Genomic DNA, 22,322 nt, shown 5'->3' on the forward strand with positions numbered 1-22,322 from the left:
CGGATGCTCTCCCCGCAACCTATCCAGCCAATGTTAGCGACGAAAGTGCAAAATCGGGCGGTTGCCGCCCCTGATCCGGCCCCCTATCAATGTCAGGTCAAAGGGAGGCACACATGGCGAACACGAAAATCACGCGTGAAGACGCGCTCGCATTTCATCTGGAACCAACACCAGGCAAATGGGAGATTAACGCGACCGTCCCAATGACGACCCAACGTGACTTGTCGCTTGCCTACTCCCCCGGCGTCGCGGTTCCTTGCGAAGACATCGCCGCAAACCCTGAACTCGCTTACGATTACACAAACAAGGGCAATTTGGTCGCGGTCATTTCAAACGGTACAGCCGTCCTTGGATTGGGCAATTTGGGCGCACTAGGGTCGAAACCGGTGATGGAGGGGAAGGCCGTACTGTTCAAACGCTTCGCTGACGTGAATTCCATCGATATCGAACTTGATACCGAGGACGTGGATGCCTTTTGCAACGCCGTAAAGCTAATGGGCCCTACCTTCGGCGGGATCAACCTTGAGGATATCAAGGCGCCTGAGTGCTTCATGATCGAACAGCGCCTCAAGGAAGAAATGGACATCCCCGTCTTCCATGATGACCAACATGGCACAGCCGTTATCTGCGCCGCTGGCCTGATCAACGCGCTACATATTTCAGGCAAAAAGATCGAAGACGTCAAAATCGTTCTGAACGGCGCTGGGGCTGCGGGCATCGCCTGTATTGAACTATTGAAAGCAATGGGCGCACGGCACGAGAATTGCATCGTTTGTGACACCAAAGGCGTGATCTACCAAGGTCGTACCGAAGGTATGAACCAGTGGAAATCGGCCCACGCCATTTCAACCGACCTGCGCAGTCTTGAGGACGCGATGAAAGGCGCCGACGTGTTCCTTGGCGTCTCCGTCAAAGGCGCCGTCACGCCTGACATGGTTCTGTCCATGGCCGACAACCCCGTCATCTTCGCCATGGCGAACCCAGATCCGGAAATCACCCCCGAAGAGGCGCATCAAGTCCGCGTCGATGCCATCGTCGCCACCGGCCGAAGCGATTATCCCAACCAAGTGAATAACGTCCTCGGGTTTCCCTATTTGTTCCGTGGTGCCCTCGATATTCACGCCCGCGCCATCAATGATGAAATGAAGATTGCTTGTGCCCACGCCCTTGCCCAACTTGCGCGGGAGGACGTGCCTGATGAGGTTGCGATGGCCTATGGCAAAAAGCTCACCTTCGGGCGCGATTATATCATTCCCACGCCATTCGATCCTCGTCTCATCCACGTTATCCCGCCTGCCGTTGCCCGTGCAGGTATGGATACTGGCGTTGCGCGCCGCCCGATTGTAGACATGGATAGCTACGAACTTGGCTTGAAAACGCGGATGGACCCGACGGCGTCGATCCTGCGCGGCATTAACGCCCGTGCCCGAGCCAACCAGAATACCGTCGTTTTTGCGGAAGGCGACGACCCCCGCGTGTTACGTGCCGCTGTGCAATACCAACGGTCCGGGTTTGGTCGTGCGCTGGTCGTTGGCCGCGCCAAAGACGTAAAGCAAAAGCTTGAGGCCGAGGGACTTGGCGATGCAGTGCGCGAACTGCACGTCGTCAATGCCGCCAACACCGATCATTTGGAGACCTATAAGGATTTCCTCTATGACCGCCTACAACGTAAGGGCCATGACCGGCAGGATATCCACCGCATGGCCTCACGCGATCGGCATGTCTTTGCTTCACTTATGTTGGCCCATGGTCATGCTGATGGGATGGTGACGGGGGCGACCCGTAAGTCTGCGCATGTGCTTGAACTGATCAATCACGTTTTTGATGCGGGCCCTCATGATGGCGCGGTCGGGGTCACCGCGCTCCTCCACAAGGGTCGTATCGTGTTGATCTCCGACACGCTTGTTCACGAATGGCCCGATGAAAACGATCTTGCTGATATCGCTGAACGGGGGGCGGAGGTTGCGCGGACATTGGGGCTTGAGCCTCGCGTTGCGTTCCTGTCGTTCTCTACCTTTGGGTATCCGGTCTCAGAACGGGCTGAAAAGATGCACCGTGCGCCCGATGTTCTTGATGCGCGGGGCGTTGATTTTGAATACGAAGGTGAAATGACGGTCGACGTGGCCCTCAATACCAAGGCGCAGGAGGCTTATCCCTTCCAGCGGCTAACAGGCCCCGCCAATGTCCTTGTTGTCCCTGCCCGCCATTCGGCATCCATTTCGGTCAAGCTTATGCAGGAAATGGCAGGTGCTACGGTCATCGGTCCGATCCTTGCTGGTATTGATCGGCCCATCCAAATCTGTTCCACGGTCAGCACTGTGAACGACATCCTTAACATGGCGGTCCTCGCCTCAAGCACGGCCAAGTAGATGGCGATCTGGAATCTTGGTGGCATCAATGCTGACCACGTCTATGCCGTCCCGCATATTCCGGCCCCGGGTGAAACCCTCGATGGGTCGGACCATAGTGTCTATCTCGGCGGGAAAGGCGCAAATATGTCTGTCGCTGCCGCCCGTGCAGGCGCGCATGTGCGCCACATTGGGGCCGTTGGTAAAGACGGCAAATGGACCGTTAACCGCCTGATGGAATACGGTGTCGATACCCGCGCTATCACGACGGTGGACACCGATACCGCACATGCAATCATCTTTGTGGCGAATGACGGTGAAAATGCCATCATGGTCTATCCGGGTGCAAACCGCGTTATCCCTGCGGACCACCTGAAACAGGCTCTAACGCAGGCACAAACGGGTGATTGGTTTGTCTGCCAAAACGAAGTCAACTTGCAGGAAAAGGCGATCAAACTCGCCCGGGATATGGGTCTCAACGTGGCCTATGCAGCCGCCCCGTTCGACCCTGTGATCACAAAATCGCTTCTTCCGTATCTGGATTTTCTGATCCTCAACGAAGTTGAGGCTGACCAGCTCAAACAGGCCACCGGCGAAGGGCCAGCAGACCTGCCGGTCAAAGACGTTGTTGTCACGTTGGGGTCAAAGGGGGCTACATGGTTCGGCCCAAACGGGCAGATCGACATCGCCTCTCACAAGGTGAATGCCGTTGATACCACTGGGGCAGGGGATACGTTCACGGGCTATACCCTCGCCGGTTTGGATCGGGGCCAGCCGATGGAGCAGGCTTTGAAAACAGCGGCCAAAGCATCTGCGCTTATGGTCACACGCAGTGGCACCGCAGATGTCATCCCTGATCTGGCGGAGGTTCAGGCGTTCAGTTGATAAACGGGGCGTCCGCGCCCCAAACAGCCTCAACCCGTTCATCACGGCGGCAGGCATCGCGGTAAAACTGATATGCCTCTTCCTGGGTCTTTACCCCTGCGCGGGTCAGCAGCCGGTTTCGGCCCTTGTAGTAATCCTGATGATAGGCTTCGGCGTCATAGAACGGGGCTGCCTGCAAAATCGGGGTTACGACGGTTTGGCCCAACTCTGCCTCTGCCGCAGCTTTAGCCTCGCGCGCGGCATCAAGTTGCGCTTGAGTAGAGACGAAAATCGCCGTGCGGTAGCTGTCCCCACGGTCACAAAACTGTCCGCCTGCGTCCAGCGGGTCAATGGGCCGGAAAAACAGGTCGTAAATCTGACGCTCGGTGATTTGGTCGCGATCAAACCCGATCTCAACCGCTTCGTAATGGCCCGTGCTTCCGCCCGTCACTTGACGATAGGTAGAGGTTTCTCGGTCGTTCCGCCGATGTAGCCTGACGTCACCTCACGTACGCCGCGCACTTTTTCGAAATCTGCCTCAACACACCAGAAACAGCCGCCGGCCACCGTGATCGTTTGCATATCCCGCGCCTCGGCTTTGCCGGCGTGAAGCAAGGACGCCACACCAATTCCAACGGCCAGTGCGAGGGTTTTCAGATTTCTCATGGACGAATGCATGGGCTTGCCTCCTTGTTTGGGTAAGCATCGCGGGAACATCCCTTCAATGCAATTCACCAAACGGATAGGTCACGCCAACTTTATCGCACGACGAGGGCCACTGGTGCCTTCAGGTCTAAAGCAGGTCCTTCAACCGCATCGCCACCGCCGGATTGCCGCTGATTTTAATCTTGCCCAGCGCCAATGCGGTCATGGGGTTCAGCTTCCCGCCAAGAAGCTTCAACAGGTTTTCGCCAGACATTTTCAGCGTGCAGTCGGCATCGCGATCAACGTCGGTGGCGGTGCCATCTGCCAGCACGATCACACCGTCTGTGCCGCAGTCAAACTTAAGGCTCCCGTCGAACGGTTTGGTTTCAAGGGCCCGTTGAAGTTTCGGCAAAAGATCAGTCAGCATGTCGGTGTCCTAAATGAAAACGCCCGCACATAAGGCGGGCGTTGTTGGTTTGGTTCAACCGTGACGCTGCGGCGTTATTTGAACCGCCGATCCCGTGCGGCCAGCAGCTTCAGGCGCAGCGCGTTCAACTGAATGAAGCCTGCGGCGTCTTTCTGATCATAAGCCCCGGCATCATCTTCAAACGTCACGTGCGCTTCGGAGTAGAGGGAGTGGTCTGACCACCGGCCCACACAGTTGACCGACCCCTTGTAAAGCTTCAGCGCAACCGTTCCGCTGACATGTTCTTGTGACTTATCGATTGCGGCCTGAAGCATTTCGCGTTCGGGGGAGAACCAGAAGCCGTTGTAAATCAGTTCGGCATAACGTGGCATCAAGCTGTCTTTGAGATGCCCAGCGCCGCTGTCCAACGTGATCTGTTCAATTCCGCGATGGGCCTCAAGCAATACTGTCCCGCCCGGCGTTTCATAAATGCCGCGTGATTTCATGCCCACAAACCGGTTTTCAACGAAATCCAACCGACCAATCCCATGTTTGCCGCCCAGTTCGTTCAGCTTCGTGAGGATGGTCGCAGGCGACATTGCCTCACCATTGATGGCTGTTGCGTCGCCCTTTTCAAAGGTGACTTCGATAACTTCGGCTGTGTCAGGTGCATCCTCTGGCGCGACGGTACGCTGATAGACATAGTCGGGTGCGGCCACGGCCGGGTCTTCAAGGACCTTACCCTCGGATGAGGTGTGCAACAGGTTCGCATCGACCGAAAACGGCGCTTCGCCGCGTTTGTCTTTGGCAATCGGGATTTGGTTCTTTTCGGCAAAATCCAACAGTTTGGTGCGAGACGACAAATCCCATTCCCGCCATGGGGCGATGACTTTGATGTCGGGGTTCAGGGCATATGCGCTCAGTTCAAACCGGACCTGATCGTTGCCCTTACCGGTCGCACCATGGGATACAGCATCGGCGCCAGTTTCTGCTGCGATTTCAACCAAACGTTTCGAAATCAATGGCCGCGCGATGGACGTGCCCAGCAGATACAGACCTTCATACAGCGCGTTGGCGCGGAACATGGGAAAGACGAAATCGCGCACGAATTCTTCACGGACATCTTCGATGAAGATGTTTTCTTCCTTGATCCCCAGCGTCACGGCCTTTTCGCGCGCGGGTTCCAATTCTTCGCCTTGGCCCAAATCAGCGGTGAAGGTCACGACCTCACAGCCATATTCCGTCTGCAACCATTTCAGGATGATTGACGTGTCCAGACCACCGGAATAGGCGAGGACGACTTTTTTGGGCGCGGACATGGGGCAAACTCCTAAGGCTGTTTGCCGCGAATTACGCTTATTTGCAGGTTAGAGCAAGCTGGCGACAAATGCCGCGTCACCCTCGTTGGATAAAAGGGCAGGGGCCTCAGCCATAGGGACCCAAATAGCGTGGTGTCCGGCCTCCGAGGGTGGGCCGAACCTAAGGGTCGGTTGGGACCAGTACACCGTGCAGATTTTTTCGGCCCACAGGTCGTACTCCGGCATGTAAACAAAGCGTTTAAAGGCACCTAGGCGGCGGGGTTTATCCATGCGCCAGCCGGTTTCTTCCATCACTTCACGATGCAAAGCGGGTAAAGTATGTTCGCCGGCATCGATCCCACCACCTGGCAGCTGCAATTCTGGCGCGTCACCATCTTGTATCGTCAGAAGCAAATCTGCCCCCCTTTGCAGGATGACATAGGCCCCTGGACGCGGCGTATACCGCATAGCAGGGTCAACACGTTCGCCGTACCGCCGTATCATGACCCTTTTACCTCATCTTGTGACACCTATATGGACGCGGTATGCCAATCCCTGACTTGTTAGGAAAGCCAAATGACCACTGCATCACATATTGCGTGGGACGATACCGTTCTGCCGTTTCAACTGGACAACTCCGATATCCGCGGACGCGTTGCGCGTTTGGATGGCGTTTTGGATCAAGTCCTCGCGCAGCATGATTACCCTCCGGCGGTCGAAGCCTTGGTGGCTGAGATGGCTTTGCTGACAGCACTGATTGGTCAGACCATCGATTTGCGGTGGAAATTGTCCTTGCAGGTGCGCGGTGACGGACCGGCCCGATTGATTGCGACGGATTACTATGGCCCCACCAAAGAGGGGGAGCCTGCCCGCATCCGTGCCTATGCCAGCTATGACAAGGACCGCATTGATCCTACGGGTCATCCGTTCAGCCAGATCGGGAAAGGCTACTTTGCGATCCTCATTGATCAAGGCAAAGGCACGACCCCGTACCAAGGGATCACGCCGATTGCCGGTGCATCGCTGTCCGCCTGCGCCGAGGCTTACTTTGCGCAGTCCGAACAGCTTCCCACGTCGTTCCAACTGACGTTTGGAAAGTCCTCTGAACCTGGTGGCAAAGAAGGTTGGCGCGCAGGTGGGATCATGATGCAGGCAATGCCCAAGGCGTCACCCTTGGCCAATCCCGGCGATGCGGCAGAGGATGGATTGACCACCGCCGAAGACTTGTTGAATGACGACGAAAGCGAAAACTGGAACCGGGCGAACCACCTTTTGCGCACTGTAGAGGAGATGGAATTGATCGGCCCAAGTGTCGCGCCAACCGATCTGTTGGTCCGGCTGTTCCACGAAGAAAAACCCCGTGTGTTCGACCCACAACCTGTGCACTTCGGCTGTTCGTGTTCCGACGACAAGGTTCGGCAGTCCCTGTCGATCTATTCCGCTAAGGACATCAAAACGATGACCACGGATGAAGGCATCGTGACCGCCGACTGTCAGTTCTGCGGGGCGCATTATGAATTTCAGCCCGAAACGCTGGGGTTTGAGGCCACGGACGGGCCGGATGCAAAGCCCTGAAGACATGAAAACAACGCTTTGCCGCGCAATTGAACGGGTGCGGCAAGCGTCATCGGATTTCGATCTGAACCCGGGCGTGGTGTTGCCCGAAAGCAGAGTGTTGAAAGAGGCAGCCGTTCTTATCGCCGTCACGGAAGACGCCCGGCTGATCCTGACGAAACGTGCAGCACACCTTAAACACCACCCCGGACAGATTGCTTTTCCCGGCGGTCGGCGTGACGACACAGACCGCGATCTGACACATACGGCACTGCGTGAAGCTGAGGAAGAAATCGGCCTCGATCCCTCCCGCGTCGATATCCTCAGCCCGCTGCCCAGCCATGAAACCGTCACCAGCTACGCCGTCACGCCCATTGTCGCCATGGTTCCAGCAGACCTGGGATTTGTGTCCGAACCCGGTGAGGTGGCAGAAGTTTTCACCGTACCTTTGTCTCATGTGATGAACCCCGCCAATTTCGCCATCGAAGGTAGACGTTGGCGCGGGCAAAAACGGTTCTACTACACAGTTCCTTTCGGCCCTTATTATATCTGGGGCGCGACCGCGCGGATGCTGCATGGGTTGGCGGAGGTTTGGGAATGATCGGCACGGACGGACTGCTGACGACCATTGGCGCACCCGATTGGCTGGTCCACCCGCCTTTGCAATCTTTGATGGCGGCCTTTGAAGATGCAGGTCATCAGATTTACGCCGTGGGCGGATGTGTTCGGGATGCTGCCATGGATCGTCCGGTCAAAGACGTGGATCTGTCCACCGATGCGCGGCCGGATCAAACCACCAAGATCATTGATGATATGGGCTGGAAATCTGTCCCCACAGGGATCGACCATGGCACCGTCACCGCAGTGCCGCCTAAGGGCGCGCCCGCGTACGAAATCACGACATTCCGCAAGGACGTGGAAACCGATGGCCGCCACGCCGTTGTTGCTTTTTCGGACCGGATCGAAGACGACGCCATGCGCCGCGACTTCACCATCAACGCATTTTATGCAGACCGGACCGGCGCTGTGCGTGATGTGGTGGGTGGATCAACGGACCTCGCGCGGCGGCATATCCGGTTCATCGGTGATCCCACGGAGCGCATCCGCGAAGACTACTTGCGTATCCTGCGCTTTTTCCGCTTCACCGGGTCCCATGGCGCATCGGAGGACGGGGTGGATGCGGACGGCCTATCTGCCTGCGCGATGCTGGCCGATGGGTTGGACGGCGTATCGCGCGAACGGATCGGCATGGAATTTACCCGAATTGTGTCGGACATGAATGCAGCGCCCACTGTTGGCATGATGGAACATTCGGGCGTTCTGGGCCGCATCCTGCCAGGCGCAGGTGTCGTAACGCTCGCTCGTTTGATTGATCTTGAAGAAACGTCTGCGGTTGCTGGCATCAGGGACATGCCCACACGATTGGCGTCTTTGGGATGTGAGGATGTCGCGGAACGGTTGCGGCTTTCCAAACGAGACGCAGCCAAAGTCGATTTGGTCCGCAAAGAAGCAGGCACACTGACCCCCGCCCATGAACTTGGCTATCGTCACGGGTACCTGCCTGCGTTGCAGTGTTTGCTGCTGCGCTGGGCGGTCCTCCTTCAGCCCTTTGATGAGGTCGCACAGGCCGATGCGGCCTTAGGGGCCAAGGCAAAGTTTCCAGTCTCAGCCCCCGATTTGATGCCCAAGTTTTCGGGCAAAGCACTGGGCGACCAGCTTAAGATGCTTGAGTCAGCTTGGATCAAATCACGCTTCTCATTCACACGTGACGATTTGTTGAAAATAACATGACCGCACTGATCGGGTTTGTATTCTTCGGCCTGTTTTCACCGGGCCCGAATGTGATCCTCCTCACAGCCTCAGGCGCACGGTTCGGGTTTCGGCGGACGCTGCCCCACCTGTTGGGCGTGGCGCTGGGCGTTGGCGTTATCGCCTTTGTCACCGGCCTTGGTCTTGGCGCATTGATCACTGCCTATCCCGCCTTGCGGTTGGTCTTGATGATCATCGCGTCGCTGTGGATCTTGTGGATGGCGTGGAAGCTGTGGCACGCCAAACCTGCTGAGGCAAAGGATACGGACCAGCCTTTCACTTTTGTCCAAGCCATGCTGTTCCAATGGGTGAACCCGAAAATATGGGCGGTTGCGACGTCCGCCTCAGCCATGGTGGCGGGGATGGCGCCGTTTGCCCAAGCCACCACTTTGGCGGTTACGTTCTCAGTGACGAACCTGTGCGTCTGCCTGTTCTGGACCTATGCGGGGAGCCTTCTAAAAACCTTGCTGTCCGATCCGGCAAAGTGGCGCATTTTCATGCGTATCATGGCCGTCGCCCTCGCCGTTTTCTCAGCGTTGGTTTTCCTGTAGGGAGAACCGGTCTACATCAGCACAGGAAAGGACAATCCTGTGTTCCGCTTTTTCGAAAATCTCGTCGACCCGTATGAACCCTATGTGGAGGACGACAGCCCACCTACGCGCCTTTGGCCGTTCCTGAAAACCTATGCCCGTCCGTTCAAACAGGTATTCTGGGCGGCGGGGATCATGTCTGTCGTTGTCGCCGTGATTGAGATCTGGTTGATCGCCTACATGGGTCGTTTGGTTGATCTGATTGCACCAGGATCGGAAGGGACCGTCTGGTCAGACTACGGCTGGGAATTCTTTGCTGTCGGCCTGTTCCTGCTGACGTTGCGGCCGCTGTTGCAGGTCATTGATGTGGCGCTTTTGAACCAATCCATCGTGCCCAATTTCGGCACTATTGTGCGGTGGCGCGCCCACCGCCATGTGTTGCGTCAATCGGTTGGCTGGTTTGAAAACGACTTCGCCGGGCGCATCGCCAACCGCATTATGCAGACCCCGCCTGCTGCTGGTGAGGTTGCGTTTCAGGTCTTTGACGCGGTGACATTTGCCTTGGCCTATATCATCGGCGCGGCGGTCTTGTTGATGGGCGCGGACCCGCGGTTGTTGCTGCCATTGGTGATCTGGTTTGTCCTTTATGCCGCCCTCGTCCGGTGGACGGTCCGCCGGGTCGGACCTGCGGCCAAGGCGTCATCGGATGCCCGGTCTGAGGTGACGGGCCGCGTCGTTGACAGTTATACCAACATCCACTCGGTCAAGATGTTCGCGCACCATGATCGTGAGATCATCTATGCCCGCGAAGCGATTGAGGCGACACGCACAGCCCTGCAACGGGAAATGCGCCTTTATACGATCATGGATGTTTCACTGGTGATCCTGAACGGGTTCCTCATCGTGTCCGTGGTCGGTTGGGCCTTGTGGTTGTGGTCCGGCGGGTTGGCCTCTGCTGGGATCGTGGCCGCGGCTGCCGCGCTGACGTTGCGGTTGAATGCAATGACTGGCTGGATCATGTGGGCGGTGACGAACCTGTTCCAGAACCTTGGCGTTGTGTCCGAGGGGATGGAAACGATTGCCCAGCCGATCACCCTCAAAGACACAGGGGACGCGCGCGACCTGACCGTTCGTGGCGGCGCGATTGAGGTTGAGGCACTGACCCACCACTACGGGCGTGACAGTGGTGGCATCGACGCGCTGTCGCTTTCCATCCAGCCCGGTGAAAAGATCGGTCTTGTGGGGCGGTCCGGTGCGGGTAAATCAACCCTCGTGAAATTGCTGCTGCGGTTTTATGACGCCGAGGGCGGGCGCATTCTTATCGATGGGCAGGACATCGCGGGGGTTAGTCAGGATAGCCTGCGCAAAGCGGTCGGGATGGTGCAGCAGGAAAGCTCACTTTTGCATCGTTCGGTCCGCGACAACATTCTGTATGGTGACCCCACAGCGACCGAAGACCAGATGATCGCCGCTGCCAAAAGGGCGGAGGCCCATGATTTTATCCTTGATCTCGAAGATGGCGAGGGCCGCAAGGGCTATGATGCGCAGGTTGGTGAACGCGGCGTGAAACTGTCGGGCGGTCAAAGGCAACGCATTTCACTGGCGCGGGTTATTCTGAAAGACGCACCGATCTTGCTGCTGGATGAGGCGACGTCTGCACTGGATTCTGAGGTCGAGGCGACCATTCAGGCAACCCTGTCGGACCTGATGCAGGGCAAAACTGTCATCGCCATTGCCCACCGTCTGTCCACAATATCACAGATGGACCGGATCGTGGTTTTGGATGCTGGCCGCATCGTCGAAGACGGAACCCACAACGACCTTCTGGCGCTGGGCGGGCAATATGCAGGGTTCTGGAAACGGCAATCCGGCGGGTTTATCGGCACCGATGCGGAGGCCGCTGAATGATCCTTGATCTATGGCATCGCGCCGTCAGGTGGGGCGTGCGCGCCTTGCGCAGCGAAGACCGCGCCGTCACGCCGCCGCCCCAATCGCTGTTGAAATTCGTCCGCTGGTCGGTACGCGGCGCGGGCTGGGCCATTGGTGTGACAATCGGTTTGTCATTGCTTCATGGTGCCACCGAAGTCGCGACCGCTTGGGCGTTGGGCCGCATTGTCGACGCCGTCGCAGAAGGCGCCTTGGCGGATGCGGGCTGGATCCTTGCGCTTGCCTTGGGGCTGCTGCTTTTCGCGCGGCCTGCCTTGTTCAGTGCGGTGGCCTATGTGCAATCGATTATCCTTGGCCCCGGTATTTTTACCCAGACGTTGCAGCGGCTGTATCGCCACAGCGTGAATCAGGCCGTCAGTTTCTTTGACGATGATTTCGCCGGACGGATCGCGCAAAAACACATGCAAACGGCTGGCGCTATGGCGCAGGCGATCACCGAAAGCAGTGGTCCGATCTTGTTCGGGTTGGCCAGTGTTCTGGGTGCTGTCGTTCTGGTTGCCACCATCGCGCCGGTTCTGGTGCTGGTCATGCTGGTCTGGTTTCTAGGATATCTGGCATTCTTGCGTGTTACGATCCCCAAGGTGCGGTCCCGTGCCGGTGCCCGTGCCGAGGCGCGCAGCCAGGTTGCGGGGCAGGTCGTTGATACGGTGACCAACATCAAAACGGTCAAATTGTTCGCCCGCGCCGAACATGAAGACGAACAAGCAATCCGCGCCATGCGTGAATTGCATGAACGCCAAGGTGACTTTGGTGAAATCAGCGTGCTGTTCCGGCTTGGCCTGACCTTCATCGCGGGTCTTTTGCCCATAGCCCTCGTTGGTATTGGCCTGATGCAACCGGGGGCCAGCGCGGGGGATATCGCAGCTATGGGTGCGGTCGCCATTCGGTTGAGCCAGATGACAGGCTTTATCAGTTTCACCCTCATGTCGATCTACGCAGACGTGGGTGAGATTGAGGACGGGATGAAGCTTTTGGCGCGGGGACACACATTGACCGATGTGCCAAATGCGGCGGAGTTGGACGTGTCCGGTGGCGCAATCACATTTGACAACGTGACCTTCGATTATGACGGCACAGGCGGCGGCGTGCGCAATGTAAGTCTGACTGTGCGGCCCGGCGAAAAACTGGGGATCGTCGGCGGATCAGGTGCGGGTAAATCGACCCTCGTGAACCTGTTGTTGCGCCTTTACGATGCCAAATCGGGGTCCATCTCTATCGATGGGCAGGATATTTCAAATGTGTCCCAAGACAGCCTGCGTCACGCCATTGGCGTGGTCACGCAGGAAACGGCGATGTTCAATCGATCCGTTCGGGCGAATATCCTATACGGGCGACCGAGCGCTACAAATGACGAACTGCGCGATGCTGCTCAACGGGCCGAAGCCGAATCTTTCATTCAAGACCTGCGTGATACTAAGGGGCGGACCGGCTTTGACGCCCATCTTGGTGAACGGGGTGTGAAATTATCGGGCGGCCAACGGCAGCGCATCGCGCTGGCGCGGGCCATGCTGAAAGACGCGCCAATTCTGGTGCTGGATGAGGCGACCAGCGCCTTGGACAGTGAGGTCGAGGCCGCCATTCAAATCGCCCTTGATCGCGCCATGGAGGGCAAAACCGTCGTGGCTATTGCGCACCGTTTATCGACCATCGCCCACATGGATCGCATCATTGTGCTTGAACAGGGCCGCATTGTGGAACAAGGCACCCATGATGACCTGCTGGCGCAAGATGGCACATATGCCCGTTATTGGACCCGCCAATCCGGTGGGTTTGATACGGCAGACAACGCGGCTGAGTGAATGACTGAAATTGTTGAAAAGATAACGCAGGCGGGTCTGGGTCAGTTGGCCGATGGCACCCTGATCGAACGGGTTTTGCCCGGAGAAGAGGTCGAGGTTCAGGCCGATGGCACGCCTCGCGTGATCACGCCGGTGGTGGACCGTGTCAAAGCGCCGTGTCGTCATTTCAAAAGCTGCGGTGGTTGCGCCGTGCAACATGCGTCCGACAGTTTTGTTGAAGCGTGGAAAACGCAGATTGTGGAACGCGCGCTGGCTGCACGTGAACTGCCGTTTCCCCTGCGCACCGTTCACACGTCTCCGCCACAAAGCCGCAGGCGCGCGCGGCTCTCGGGACGTCGGACCAAGAAGGGCGCGATGGTCGGGTTTCACGCAAAAGGTTCTGACGCGCTGATTGATGTGCCCGATTGCCAGCTGTTGCTGCCCGGCATTCGCGCCGGGTTTCCCGCGTTGGAGGCGCTGACTGTCATCGCGGCCTCCCGCAAGTCTGAGGTCAATTTGACCGTCACCGACACAATGGGCGGATTGGATGTGCATGTGGCGACCGAGCGGGATCTTGATGGCCCGTTGCGGATCGAACTGGCGGGCGTGGCGGATGCGCACAATCTGGCGCGTCTGGCGTGGAACGACGATGTCGTTGTCACGCGTAAATCGCCAGACCAGCAGTTTGGGACAGCCCGCGTGGCCCCGCCTGCGGCATCGTTTTTGCAAGCCACCCGTGAAGGTGAACAGGCCTTGGTCGATGCGGTCATGGGATCACTGGGCAAAGCCAAGACGGTTGTTGACCTGTTTTCTGGCGCGGGCACCTTCAGCCTGCCTATGGCTGCAAAATGCGAAGTCCACGCCATCGAGGGAGAGGACGAGATGTTGGCCGCACTAGACCGCGGTTGGCGTCACGCGACAGGCCTCAAAACTGTCACGACCGAGGCGCGTGATCTGTTTCGTCGTCCATTGGAGCCAGATGAACTGAACCGTTTTGACTTGGCCGTTCTTGATCCCCCACGTGCTGGCGCGCAGGCCCAAATCACGACTTTGGCGGCGTCCGATCTGAAGGCCGTGACGATGGTGTCGTGCAATCCTGTGACTTTCGCCCGCGATGCCTCTGCGCTGGTCTCGGCCGGTTTTACCATGGGGTGGATCGATGTCGTTGACCAATTCCGCTGGTCCCCTCACGTTGAGGTTGTGGCATCCTTCACACGGACGTGACCTAAAACCCAGAGGTGATCCTAGGCAGATCATCGGCTTTCAGGAAAGCAAAAAGAAAACCCAAATGGGCAGTAAAGTAATGATGAACCGACGCAAATTCACAAGCGTTGCTGCGCTTTTCGCGTTGACCGCGTGTTCGAATAAGTTTCGCATTTACACAGGTCCGCCTGTCACAAGCATCGTTGTGCAAAAGGATTGTCGCAAGATGTACCTTCTCAACCAGTGAGATGTCTTGAAGACCTACGATTTCGAACTGGGCTTTGCCCCGACCGGTCACGAGGAAATTGAAGGCGACGGGCGTACGCCGGAAGGCGCGTACTTCATCGACCGCAAAAACCCCAACAGCCAGTTTCACCTGTCAATCGGGATTTCTTATCAAATGCCCGAGACCGCGCAAAAGCCGCAGCCATGGGGCAGTCACTCGGCGGTGACATCTTCATTCACGGAACACCCAAAAGGTTCCGCAATGATGAGGATTGGACGTGGGGCTGTCTGGCGGTCAAGGACCGCGAAATGGAAGATATCTATGCGATGGTCAACGTCGGGACGCCGATCTTCGTCTATCCCTAATCACTGCAGCGCGAGAGGGTTCACTTGCGCTTTGGCAGCTGTACGTGTCCGGTCTGCCAGAACCAACGTCCACCAGATCTTGCCGTTGCCTTCCTGAAACCACGAAAAGCCCATGTCATTGGCTGTCGGGTTCAGAAGCACAGCCCGCGTATTCGGCTGATGCATCCATGCGGCTAATGTCTCAAGCTCGGTCTCATAGGTTTCTGAGATTGTCTCACCGGTCAGGCGGCCGGAATAGCCAACTCGCTGCAAACGGTCGATAGGGGATGATCCGTCGGACCCAAAATGCCAAGGGCGGTTTTGTACCGACATATCACGGGAATGCGTCGCAGCCGCTGCATTAAGTTGCGCGTTCAATTGAACGGGTCCAGCGCCTGCAGCTTGGCGCAATGCGTTTAGACCATCGAGCATGCGAAACTGAATGTCGCCCGCATCTCGCGGGGAAATTCGGTAGATCTGCTGGCCGGGAAGGCCATCAGCACCGATGCCAGCCTGAGGTCCACCGCACGCCGTAAGGCCGACGGTCACTAACCCTGCAACAAAAGAACGACGTAGCATATGAACACTTTCAAAGTTTTTTTATGCCATAGCCGGTTGAGTGTGTTGATTCAAACCCACAACAGCGCGAAACCCTATCACGTGCCATCACTTTGCTATGTGGGTGAGGCATATAGGCCATAATCTCTGGCGTATTTTGGCCGATCCAGAGGCGAACAGGCTGAATTTCTCAATGATTCTCTTCGCATGCTTCCGTTTTTTTGACCCAAACGGATGTGGTGCCGAAAAAACGAGGGGATAGGGTGCGATTGGCCCAAACTGTCGTCCGAATAGCCCGTCTGGTTTAGCCCCAAGGGCCCAAATGGCGATCACGTCACGGGCTCTCGGACCACGTTGTTAACCAGTCAAAAACAGTTTCGAAAATGGAATAACCCTTTGAGAAGAAACTATTTTTATGAATGACGGGGGCCAAATTAGACGCCGTCGATTTGCGGAACATGCGGAGTCCGCCAAAAGTGGCATAACGTCTTGTTTTTGAATGCGGCATCTATGTGTTGCTGATTTGACCACAACGGGATTGGTTTTCCTGACCTTTACCTGCATATCCTTTGCATTCTTATCGCAATCGTGATTTTGCATACTTCGAGGGAAGTCTTGGGTGCCCATGGCGCGACCTCACTTACTTTGCCGTGGGCAATTAACTGGAGAACTAAAATGAAAAAATTCGCACTTGCCGCTGCTTTCGCTGGCGCCGCTTCCACAGCTTTCGCTGGTAACCTGGCTGAGCCAGTCATGGAAATGGAACCAGTTGTCGTGATCGAAGAGACCGCAGGTTCCTCTTCTTCTGCTGGCCTGATCATTCCACTGATCCTGGTTGCTCTCATCGCGGTTGCGATGTCCGAGTAATTCTGCTGCCGCAGTTTTATTGGAAAGGCCGCCCCAATCGGGCGGCCTTTTCTTTTGCCAAACTGAAATTTGGTGAGGCTAGTCCAGCCAGCCTTTGAGGTTCCGCTGGACCACACCGGTAAGTGCATCCATGTGGGCCGGATCATCGTTGAGGCAGGGGATGTATGTGAAATGTTCACCGCCCGCTTCTTCGAAGCTTTCCTTGATCTCTTCGTTGATCTCTTCAAGCGTCTCGATGCAATCGGCTGAGAATGCAGGCGCGCAGACGGCGATGTTGGTTTTGCCTTTTTCCGCCAGCCGCGCGACCTCTTCGACAGTGTAGGGCTGCAACCATTCCTCAGGGCCAAAACGGCTTTGGAAGGTGGTTATGATCTGAGTGTCGTCCCAACCCAGCCGTTCTTTCAGCAAACGCGTCGTTTTCTGGCACTGGCAGTGGTAAGGATCGCCTTCGCGCAGGTAGCGCTGCGGGACGCCGTGGTAGGAACACACCAGAACCTCGGGCCGCGTTTCGGCCTTGGCATAGGCTGTTTCGATGGATTGGGCCAAAGCCTCAATATAGGCGGTGTCTTCATAGTAAGGTTCGACAATCCGCGCGATCGGCTGCCACTTTTCGTCCATCAAGGCGCGGAAAAACTGGTCATTGGCTGTGGCGGATGTGGCGCCCGCGTAGTGCGGATACAGCGGGAAGAAGAGGATTTTCTGGCACCCGGCCTCGATCATTTCCTGCACTTTGGATTTGGTCGAGGGGTTGCCGTAGCGCATGCAGAAATCGACAACGACATCGTCGCCGTAGATATCCTTAAGCCGGTCTTTCATAGCCGCCGTTTGCGCTTTGGTGATGGTCAAAAGGGGGCTTTCATTCGCCTCTTCGTTCCAAATGCTTTTGTAGGCCGCACCGCTGGAAAAAGGACGCTTCGTCAGGATGATAAGCTGAAGCAGCGGCTGCCAGACCCATGCAGAATAATCGACCACGCGTTTGTCGCTGAGGAATTCATTCAGGTAGCGGCGCATGGACCAATAGTCGGTCGCATCCGGTGTGCCGAGGTTGGCCAGCAGAACACCGACCTTGGCCGGTTTGATCTTCGGGTGATCGGAAGGCGCGTGCATCGGGCACACGGCGACATCATTCAGCGTGTCTTTTGACTTGGCATCAAACATCGGGGCCTCGTGTGCATCATCGGGTTTCATTGGGGTCAGATAACGGTATTACGCGGCCCGTCAATCTTTGGACCGATTTAAGGGGGTTTCTGATGTGCCCAGCGCATCGGCCAAACGGTGGGTGGCTGATCCTGGACGCAAGGGTTTGGGTTGGCTGTCAGCCGGGGCCCAACCGGTGAGCGCAATTATTTCAAACGTCGCGGGGATGCGGCCATCGGGCGTGCCGAAGGCGTCGTGATAGATGGACGCCGCCTGACCGATCACCGCGCGCGGGGTAAAGGTCTTGCGACGTGCGTCCATTGCATTGGCCTCACCCATGGCGCGCAGATCGCGCATCAGATGCAGCGCGGTTTCATAGCTCGCCGTCAGGGGCATCATATCGGCCACCGGCAGGGCAAAGCCTGCACGTTGCAACAGCCCGCCCAAATCACGAACCTCACCCATGGGCAAAATGCGTGGCGACAGACCACCGGTCACCTGCGCTTCGGCCTGCGCCAGCGCACTGCGCAATTCATGAAGCGTTTGCCCCGCAAAAAGCGTCGCCAGCAAAAGACCATCGGGTTTGAGAGCGCGACGGCATTGCACCAATTGCCCAATCGGATCATCCGCCCAATGAAGCGACAGGGCGTGGATGATCAGATCATGGGCGTTTTCTTGCAGATCAAGGGTGTCCCCGTCCGCCACAATCTGGGCTTCAGGCATTTGATTTCGCCAGAAATCGGGAAAACCCGTCACAACCGCGGGTGACGTAAACGTTCTGTTAACCTCGATCAGTCTTTCCTGCACGTCATCGGCGGCGGCCTCTTGCAGAAACATTGCATCCGCGCGCGCACGGTTGCGGGCGAGGGCAGGGCGGTCGGTTAGGCGGGGTGGCGTGTCCATGACCGTCAGATAGGAGGTTTGGCCCATGTTGCAAAGTCTGATCCAGACGATCTACCCGCCACAGTGCGTCATGTGTGAGGCCCGGACCGAAGGCGACTTCGCGCTCTGTGGGTCCTGTTGGTCCGAAACGCCCTTTATTGACGGGTTTTGTTGCGATGGCTGTGGCCAGCCCTTGCCTGGCAGTGGCACGCCCGATCCAGCCATCTTGTGCGACGATTGCATGACGATTGCGCGCCCTTGGTCCAAGGGGCGCGCCGCGCTGGTCTATAAAGATAAGGCGCGGCGGTTTGTGCTGTCTTTGAAGCACGGTGATCGGACCGATCTGGCCCGCGCCGCAGGTCCGTGGCTGGCGCGCGCTGGGCGCGATATCGTGGCGGATAGTTCGTTGATCGTGCCCGTGCCACTGCATCGGTTTCGGCTGATCAGGCGGACCTATAATCAAGCAGCATTGCTTGCGACCCAGCTGGCGCAGGTGACCGGCGCGCACCTTTTGGTCGACGCATTGGACCGCATCAAAACCACCGCCCCGTTGGAGGGGCATACAAAAGACCAGCGGTTCGCGGCCTTGGATGCCGCCATATGTGCCAACCCGAAGGCGCGCGACGTGATCAAAGGCAGGCAGATTGTGTTGATCGACGACGTCATGACATCCGGTGCCACTTTTGCCGCTGCGACGGAGGCGTGCTTTGCCGCTGGTGCAGATGACGTTTGCGTGCTGGCACTGGCCCGCGTGGTCAAGGATGCCTAAATAGGGGTAAATCAATCAAAGGAATGCCCCATGGCCACCGTCGAACTCTATACCACGCCCATCTGCGGCTTTTGCCACCGCGCCAAATCATTGCTGACCTCCAAAGGCGTCAGCTTTTCCGAAGTTGACGTCATGGCCGACCCGTCCCGGCGTGCTGAGATGATGCAGCGTGCCAATGGCGGGCGCACCGTTCCTCAGATCTTTATCGATGGCAAACACATCGGCGGTAGCGATGATCTGGCCGCACTCGACCGTGCCGGCAAACTGGACGCCCTGTTGAACGCGTGAAGGTCGCACTTCTTCAACTGACCTCATCGGATGACCCGGCCCAAAACCTCACAATAGTCGAAGGCCTGATCGCCGAGGCCGCCGCCCAAGGGGCCGGTTTCATTTGCACGCCGGAAGTCACAAATTGCGTCAGCATGGACCGCGCCCACCAGACGCGTGTTTTGCAGACCGAGGCCGAGGATCAGACGCTTACCGCCCTACAGGCGACCGCCCAGCGTCACAACATCTGGCTGTCTGTCGGGTCCATTGCGTTGAAGGGCGGGGCGGACGGCCGGTTCGTGAACCGATCGTTTTTGATCACGCCTGACGGTCAGATCGCCGCGCGCTACGACAAGATACATATGTTCGACGTTCAGGTGAGCGAGGCTGAGACATACAATGAATCCTCCGGCTATGCGCCGGGCGATCATGCCGTTTTGGCTGATGCGGGCTTTGCCAAGATTGGTCTGACCATTTGCTATGATCTTCGATTCCCCCAACTGCACCGTGATCTGGCCAAAGCGGGGGCCGATATCCTGCTGGTGCCCTCTGCGTTCTCCCCCGTCACTGGGGCCGCCCATTGGGAACCACTGTTGCGGGCACGGGCCATTGAAACGGGCTGCTATGTTCTTGCTGCGGCGCAAACAGGGACGCATGCCACAACATCGGCCAAGGCGCGCGAAACCTACGGTCATACCCTCGCCATTTCCCCGTGGGGGGAGGTTCTGGCCGACGCTGGCACAGATTGCGGCATCACATTCGTTGATCTAGACGTCAGGGAAGTGTCTAAAGCACGCAAGCGCATTCCTGCGCTGACCCATGACAGAAAGTTCAGCGGCCCGAGATATGAGCAACCAAACTGATAGCCTTGCCGTCGCGCTGTTCAGCGAAATCCTGACGGTCGATCAGTTGGCCCGCAACAACGTGGCCAAGGCGTTGCCGCGTGGCATGGTTTTGTCGCACTTCTCGGTTCTCAATCATCTGGCACGGACCCAGTCCGAACGGACCCCTGCGCAACTGGCGCGGACATTCCATCTGACGCGTGGGGCGATGACCAACACGCTGCGGAAACTTGAAGTCGCGGGATACATCCACATCCGTCCCGATTGGGATGATGCGCGGCGCAAGATGGTCACCATTAGTCCGTCAGGCCGCAGTGCACGGGATGCCGCCCTTGCCGCGATTGCGCCCATTATCGCAGAAGCGGTGGAACAGGTGGGCGCGGAAAAGGTGCGTCAAATTTTGCCGGTGATGCGGGACTTGCGGATCAAGTTGAGCGAGGGCGAGTGACCCTGCGTTCACTTGAGATGCGCAGTGAGTTGCTGACGATGACAGGTGTGTCGCGCTTAGACTGGTTTGATGACTACGCCGTCCAAACCACCCCGACAGAGCCTGATTTCTGGCATGGCAATCAACTGATCCTGCACAGCAATAGCCGCACGGCGGATCAGGTGTTTGCCTTGTTCGAACGGTATTTTCCGACGGCCAGCCGCCGCGCGATTGTGTGGGATATGCCTAACCTTTCCGTGTCGGACCTTCCCGATTTTTCAACGCTCGGCGGGACGACAGACAGCACCGATGCGCTTGTCTTACGCGGCACGATTGGCGATGCGCCCGTACCAAATGGGATCACCTTACGACAGATTGAGGGGGATGCTGAATGGGCGCAGGTTTTGGATTTGATGGATGAGGTCGGCATCGAAGAAGGCTACCCAGCAGACACCCACCGGCCTTTCTTGATGAAACGAAATGCCAACCGGCAAAAACTGATCGCGCAAGATATGGGCGGATGGTTCGGTGCGTTCGACGGGGACCAGTTGGTGGCACATATGGGGATGTTCCACGACCAAACCGTCGCGCGGTATCAATGTGTAGAGACCAAGATCACACACCGAAGGCGCGGTATCTGCGCGGCTTTGCTACGCACGGCCGCCCTTTGGGCGCTGGGCCGTGCGCCCGATGCCAAAGTCACCATCGTGGCCGAAGCGGACAGTGCGGCGGGACGCCTTTATCTGCGGATGGGGTTTGCCCATGCCGAGACGATCCATTGCATGTCGAAGCCGGGGTATTAGACTTCGGGCTTAAGCGCCGCGGTCACGTAGTTGACGGACATATCAGTGTCCGAAATGGACCAGTTCCATCCCAGAAAGTCGAATTTGAACCCCTTACGGTCCACAGGGTTCAGACCTGCCTGTGTCATAAGATCAAACAGTTCATCGGGGGTGATAAATTTGTTCCATTCGTGGGTGCCCTTGGGCAGCCAGCGCATGACATATTCAGCGCCGACAATCGCCATGGCGAAACTTTTAGGATTGCGATTGATGGTTGAACAGATGTGCAGCCCACCCGGTTTCAGCAGTTGCTGGCATGCTGTCAGGTAAGACAGCGGGTCGGCGACGTGTTCCACCACTTCCATGTTCAGGACGATATCGAATTGTTCGCCCGCGGCGGCCATGTCCTCAGCCGTGGTGTGACGATAATCAATCTCAAGCCCGGATTGTTCGGCATGGACCACAGCGACAGGAATGTTGCGTTCTGCCGCATCGGCCCCAACGACGTCCGCGCCCAAACGTGCCATGGGTTCACAGAGCAAACCGCCACCGCACCCGATATCGAGGATGCGCAAACCCGCGAAGGGTTTATCGTCGGTCAAATCACGATCAAACTCCGCCGCGATTTGCCGCGTGATGTAATCCAGCCGCGTGGGGTTGAGCATGTGCAGAGGCTTGAACTTACCTTCGAGATCCCACCATTCCGCAGCCATGGCCTCAAACTTGGCGATCTCGCCTGGATCAACGGTTGTCTGTGCGCCTTGCATGGATGCCTCCGAAACTGTCTTTGTGCGCCCGGCTTGACTGGGCAATATATCTAACGGGCTATATAGGTCGAA

General features: G+C 57.4%; 22 protein-coding genes and 2 pseudogenes. 16 read left to right on the plus strand and 8 right to left on the minus strand.

The window, feature by feature from the left end; translation table 11 throughout:
• The first annotated feature begins 113 nt into the window (after positions 1 to 113).
• Positions 114 to 2,369, plus strand: coding sequence for an NADP-dependent malic enzyme (locus ACTG36_RS01495; protein WP_375279572.1), 2,256 nt, complete (start codon positions 114 to 116; stop codon positions 2,367 to 2,369).
• Entirely contained in the window at positions 2,370 to 3,233 is an 864-nt protein-coding gene (locus tag ACTG36_RS01500) for a ribokinase (protein WP_375279573.1), read from the plus strand.
• Here the strand turns inward: ACTG36_RS01500 and msrA are convergent.
• From msrA to ACTG36_RS01520, 4 genes and pseudogenes are all read right to left on the minus strand, one after another.
• A pseudogene (gene msrA / locus ACTG36_RS01505) lies at positions 3,226 to 3,890 on the minus strand (peptide-methionine (S)-S-oxide reductase MsrA). The gene ACTG36_RS01500 and the pseudogene msrA sit on opposite strands and share 8 nt — an antisense overlap.
• Before the next feature lie 115 nt (positions 3,891 to 4,005).
• Positions 4,006 to 4,284: an SCP2 sterol-binding domain-containing protein gene (locus ACTG36_RS01510; protein WP_375279574.1), complete on the minus strand. Its 279-nt coding sequence runs from the start codon at positions 4,282 to 4,284 to the stop codon at positions 4,006 to 4,008.
• A gap of 74 nt (positions 4,285 to 4,358) precedes the next feature.
• Positions 4,359 to 5,582 (minus strand): argininosuccinate synthase, encoded by a 1,224-nt coding sequence (locus ACTG36_RS01515; RefSeq protein WP_375279575.1) that lies wholly within the window; start codon positions 5,580 to 5,582, stop codon positions 4,359 to 4,361.
• Positions 5,583 to 5,630: 48 nt separating this feature from the next.
• Positions 5,631 to 6,065, minus strand: a complete 435-nt coding sequence (locus tag ACTG36_RS01520; protein ID WP_375279576.1) for an NUDIX domain-containing protein — start codon at positions 6,063 to 6,065, stop codon at positions 5,631 to 5,633.
• 72 nt (positions 6,066 to 6,137) lie between these two features.
• Between ACTG36_RS01520 and ACTG36_RS01525 the strand changes: the two genes are divergently transcribed.
• The 8 genes and pseudogenes from ACTG36_RS01525 (at position 6,138) to ACTG36_RS01560 (ending at position 14,973) form a co-directional block, all read left to right on the plus strand.
• The gene (locus ACTG36_RS01525) at positions 6,138 to 7,136 is read left to right on the plus strand and encodes an Hsp33 family molecular chaperone HslO (protein ID WP_375279577.1); all 999 of its coding nucleotides are present in this window, start codon (positions 6,138 to 6,140) and stop codon (positions 7,134 to 7,136) included.
• 4 nt (positions 7,137 to 7,140) lie between these two features.
• On the plus strand, positions 7,141 to 7,716 hold the full coding sequence (locus ACTG36_RS01530; protein ID WP_375279578.1) for a CoA pyrophosphatase: 576 nt from the start codon (positions 7,141 to 7,143) through the stop codon (positions 7,714 to 7,716).
• The gene (locus ACTG36_RS01535) at positions 7,713 to 8,906 is read left to right on the plus strand and encodes a CCA tRNA nucleotidyltransferase (RefSeq protein WP_375279579.1); all 1,194 of its coding nucleotides are present in this window, start codon (positions 7,713 to 7,715) and stop codon (positions 8,904 to 8,906) included. The genes ACTG36_RS01530 and ACTG36_RS01535 overlap by 4 nt, the downstream gene beginning before the upstream one ends.
• On the plus strand, positions 8,903 to 9,475 hold the full coding sequence (locus ACTG36_RS01540) for a LysE family translocator (RefSeq protein WP_375279580.1): 573 nt from the start codon (positions 8,903 to 8,905) through the stop codon (positions 9,473 to 9,475). The genes ACTG36_RS01535 and ACTG36_RS01540 overlap by 4 nt, the downstream gene beginning before the upstream one ends.
• A gap of 39 nt (positions 9,476 to 9,514) precedes the next feature.
• Positions 9,515 to 11,362 (plus strand): ABC transporter ATP-binding protein, encoded by a 1,848-nt coding sequence (locus ACTG36_RS01545; protein WP_375279581.1) that lies wholly within the window; start codon positions 9,515 to 9,517, stop codon positions 11,360 to 11,362.
• Entirely contained in the window at positions 11,359 to 13,200 is a 1,842-nt protein-coding gene (locus ACTG36_RS01550; protein WP_375279582.1) for an ABC transporter ATP-binding protein, read from the plus strand. The genes ACTG36_RS01545 and ACTG36_RS01550 overlap by 4 nt, the downstream gene beginning before the upstream one ends.
• Positions 13,201 to 14,403 carry a class I SAM-dependent RNA methyltransferase gene (locus ACTG36_RS01555; RefSeq protein ID WP_375279583.1) on the plus strand — a complete coding sequence of 401 codons (1,203 nt, stop codon included), beginning with the start codon at positions 13,201 to 13,203 and terminating at the stop codon, positions 14,401 to 14,403.
• Positions 14,404 to 14,485: 82 nt separating this feature from the next.
• A pseudogene (locus tag ACTG36_RS01560) lies at positions 14,486 to 14,973 on the plus strand (L,D-transpeptidase family protein).
• On the opposite strand, the gene ACTG36_RS01565 reads toward ACTG36_RS01560, so the two are convergent.
• Complete coding sequence (locus ACTG36_RS01565; protein ID WP_375279584.1) at positions 14,974 to 15,531, minus strand: CAP domain-containing protein; 558 nt, start codon at positions 15,529 to 15,531, stop codon at positions 14,974 to 14,976.
• Positions 15,532 to 16,185: 654 nt separating this feature from the next.
• Here ACTG36_RS01565 and ACTG36_RS01570 point away from each other — a divergent pair.
• Positions 16,186 to 16,377 carry a hypothetical protein gene (locus tag ACTG36_RS01570; protein WP_375279585.1) on the plus strand — a complete coding sequence of 64 codons (192 nt, stop codon included), beginning with the start codon at positions 16,186 to 16,188 and terminating at the stop codon, positions 16,375 to 16,377.
• 78 nt (positions 16,378 to 16,455) lie between these two features.
• Here ACTG36_RS01570 and hemH read toward each other — a convergent pair whose 3' ends face one another.
• A complete protein-coding gene (hemH, locus tag ACTG36_RS01575) occupies positions 16,456 to 17,535 on the minus strand; it encodes a ferrochelatase (RefSeq protein WP_375279684.1) in 1,080 nt (359 codons plus the stop codon).
• Positions 17,536 to 17,595: 60 nt separating this feature from the next.
• Positions 17,596 to 18,444 (minus strand): methyltransferase domain-containing protein, encoded by an 849-nt coding sequence (locus ACTG36_RS01580; protein WP_375279586.1) that lies wholly within the window; start codon positions 18,442 to 18,444, stop codon positions 17,596 to 17,598.
• Between ACTG36_RS01580 and ACTG36_RS01585 the strand changes: the two genes are divergently transcribed.
• From ACTG36_RS01585 to ACTG36_RS01605, 5 genes are read left to right on the plus strand one after another with little or no spacing between them, the layout of a single operon-like run.
• Positions 18,443 to 19,165: a double zinc ribbon domain-containing protein gene (locus tag ACTG36_RS01585; RefSeq protein WP_375279587.1), complete on the plus strand. Its 723-nt coding sequence runs from the start codon at positions 18,443 to 18,445 to the stop codon at positions 19,163 to 19,165. The genes ACTG36_RS01580 and ACTG36_RS01585 overlap by 2 nt on opposite strands.
• Positions 19,166 to 19,195: 30 nt before the next feature.
• Positions 19,196 to 19,453 (plus strand): glutaredoxin 3, encoded by a 258-nt coding sequence (gene grxC / locus ACTG36_RS01590; RefSeq protein ID WP_375279588.1) that lies wholly within the window; start codon positions 19,196 to 19,198, stop codon positions 19,451 to 19,453.
• Complete coding sequence (locus tag ACTG36_RS01595) at positions 19,450 to 20,295, plus strand: carbon-nitrogen hydrolase family protein (RefSeq protein WP_375279589.1); 846 nt, start codon at positions 19,450 to 19,452, stop codon at positions 20,293 to 20,295. The genes grxC and ACTG36_RS01595 overlap by 4 nt, the downstream gene beginning before the upstream one ends.
• Positions 20,279 to 20,722, plus strand: a complete 444-nt coding sequence (locus ACTG36_RS01600; RefSeq protein ID WP_375279590.1) for a MarR family winged helix-turn-helix transcriptional regulator — start codon at positions 20,279 to 20,281, stop codon at positions 20,720 to 20,722. The genes ACTG36_RS01595 and ACTG36_RS01600 overlap by 17 nt, the downstream gene beginning before the upstream one ends.
• Positions 20,719 to 21,504, plus strand: a complete 786-nt coding sequence (locus ACTG36_RS01605) for a GNAT family N-acetyltransferase (RefSeq protein ID WP_375279591.1) — start codon at positions 20,719 to 20,721, stop codon at positions 21,502 to 21,504. The genes ACTG36_RS01600 and ACTG36_RS01605 overlap by 4 nt, the downstream gene beginning before the upstream one ends.
• On the opposite strand, the gene ubiG is transcribed toward ACTG36_RS01605, so the two are convergent.
• The gene (gene ubiG / locus ACTG36_RS01610) at positions 21,501 to 22,250 is read right to left on the minus strand and encodes a bifunctional 2-polyprenyl-6-hydroxyphenol methylase/3-demethylubiquinol 3-O-methyltransferase UbiG (RefSeq protein WP_375279592.1); all 750 of its coding nucleotides are present in this window, start codon (positions 22,248 to 22,250) and stop codon (positions 21,501 to 21,503) included. The two genes, ACTG36_RS01605 and ubiG, sit on opposite strands and share 4 nt — an antisense overlap.
• Positions 22,251 to 22,322: the final 72 nt, after the last annotated feature.

It is taken from the genome of Pseudooctadecabacter sp. (assembly GCF_965657175.1).
GTDB lineage: Bacteria > Pseudomonadota > Alphaproteobacteria > Rhodobacterales > Rhodobacteraceae > Octadecabacter.

Excerpts from the sequence above, each read along its gene's own strand:
- ACTG36_RS01500 (WP_375279573.1), top strand. The coding sequence starts at position 2,370 with ATGGCGATCTGGAATCTTGGTGGCATCAATGCTGACCACGTCTATGCC.
- ACTG36_RS01495 (WP_375279572.1), top strand. The coding sequence starts at position 114 with ATGGCGAACACGAAAATCACGCGTGAAGACGCGCTCGCATTTCATCTG.
- ACTG36_RS01540 (WP_375279580.1), top strand. The coding sequence starts at position 8,903 with ATGACCGCACTGATCGGGTTTGTATTCTTCGGCCTGTTTTCACCGGGC.
- ACTG36_RS01555 (WP_375279583.1), top strand. The coding sequence starts at position 13,201 with ATGACTGAAATTGTTGAAAAGATAACGCAGGCGGGTCTGGGTCAGTTG.
- hemH (WP_375279684.1), bottom strand. The coding sequence starts at position 17,535 with ATGTTTGATGCCAAGTCAAAAGACACGCTGAATGATGTCGCCGTGTGC.
- ACTG36_RS01550 (WP_375279582.1), top strand. The coding sequence starts at position 11,359 with ATGATCCTTGATCTATGGCATCGCGCCGTCAGGTGGGGCGTGCGCGCC.
- ACTG36_RS01585 (WP_375279587.1), top strand. The coding sequence starts at position 18,443 with ATGTTGCAAAGTCTGATCCAGACGATCTACCCGCCACAGTGCGTCATG.
- ACTG36_RS01580 (WP_375279586.1), bottom strand. The coding sequence starts at position 18,444 with ATGGGCCAAACCTCCTATCTGACGGTCATGGACACGCCACCCCGCCTA.
- ACTG36_RS01565 (WP_375279584.1), bottom strand. The coding sequence starts at position 15,531 with ATGCTACGTCGTTCTTTTGTTGCAGGGTTAGTGACCGTCGGCCTTACG.
- grxC (WP_375279588.1), top strand. The coding sequence starts at position 19,196 with ATGGCCACCGTCGAACTCTATACCACGCCCATCTGCGGCTTTTGCCAC.
- ACTG36_RS01600 (WP_375279590.1), top strand. The coding sequence starts at position 20,279 with ATGAGCAACCAAACTGATAGCCTTGCCGTCGCGCTGTTCAGCGAAATC.
- ACTG36_RS01520 (WP_375279576.1), bottom strand. The coding sequence starts at position 6,065 with ATGATACGGCGGTACGGCGAACGTGTTGACCCTGCTATGCGGTATACG.
- ACTG36_RS01570 (WP_375279585.1), top strand. The coding sequence starts at position 16,186 with ATGAAAAAATTCGCACTTGCCGCTGCTTTCGCTGGCGCCGCTTCCACA.
- ACTG36_RS01515 (WP_375279575.1), bottom strand. The coding sequence starts at position 5,582 with ATGTCCGCGCCCAAAAAAGTCGTCCTCGCCTATTCCGGTGGTCTGGAC.
- ACTG36_RS01510 (WP_375279574.1), bottom strand. The coding sequence starts at position 4,284 with ATGCTGACTGATCTTTTGCCGAAACTTCAACGGGCCCTTGAAACCAAA.
- ubiG (WP_375279592.1), bottom strand. The coding sequence starts at position 22,250 with ATGCAAGGCGCACAGACAACCGTTGATCCAGGCGAGATCGCCAAGTTT.
- ACTG36_RS01535 (WP_375279579.1), top strand. The coding sequence starts at position 7,713 with ATGATCGGCACGGACGGACTGCTGACGACCATTGGCGCACCCGATTGG.
- ACTG36_RS01525 (WP_375279577.1), top strand. The coding sequence starts at position 6,138 with ATGACCACTGCATCACATATTGCGTGGGACGATACCGTTCTGCCGTTT.
- ACTG36_RS01530 (WP_375279578.1), top strand. The coding sequence starts at position 7,141 with ATGAAAACAACGCTTTGCCGCGCAATTGAACGGGTGCGGCAAGCGTCA.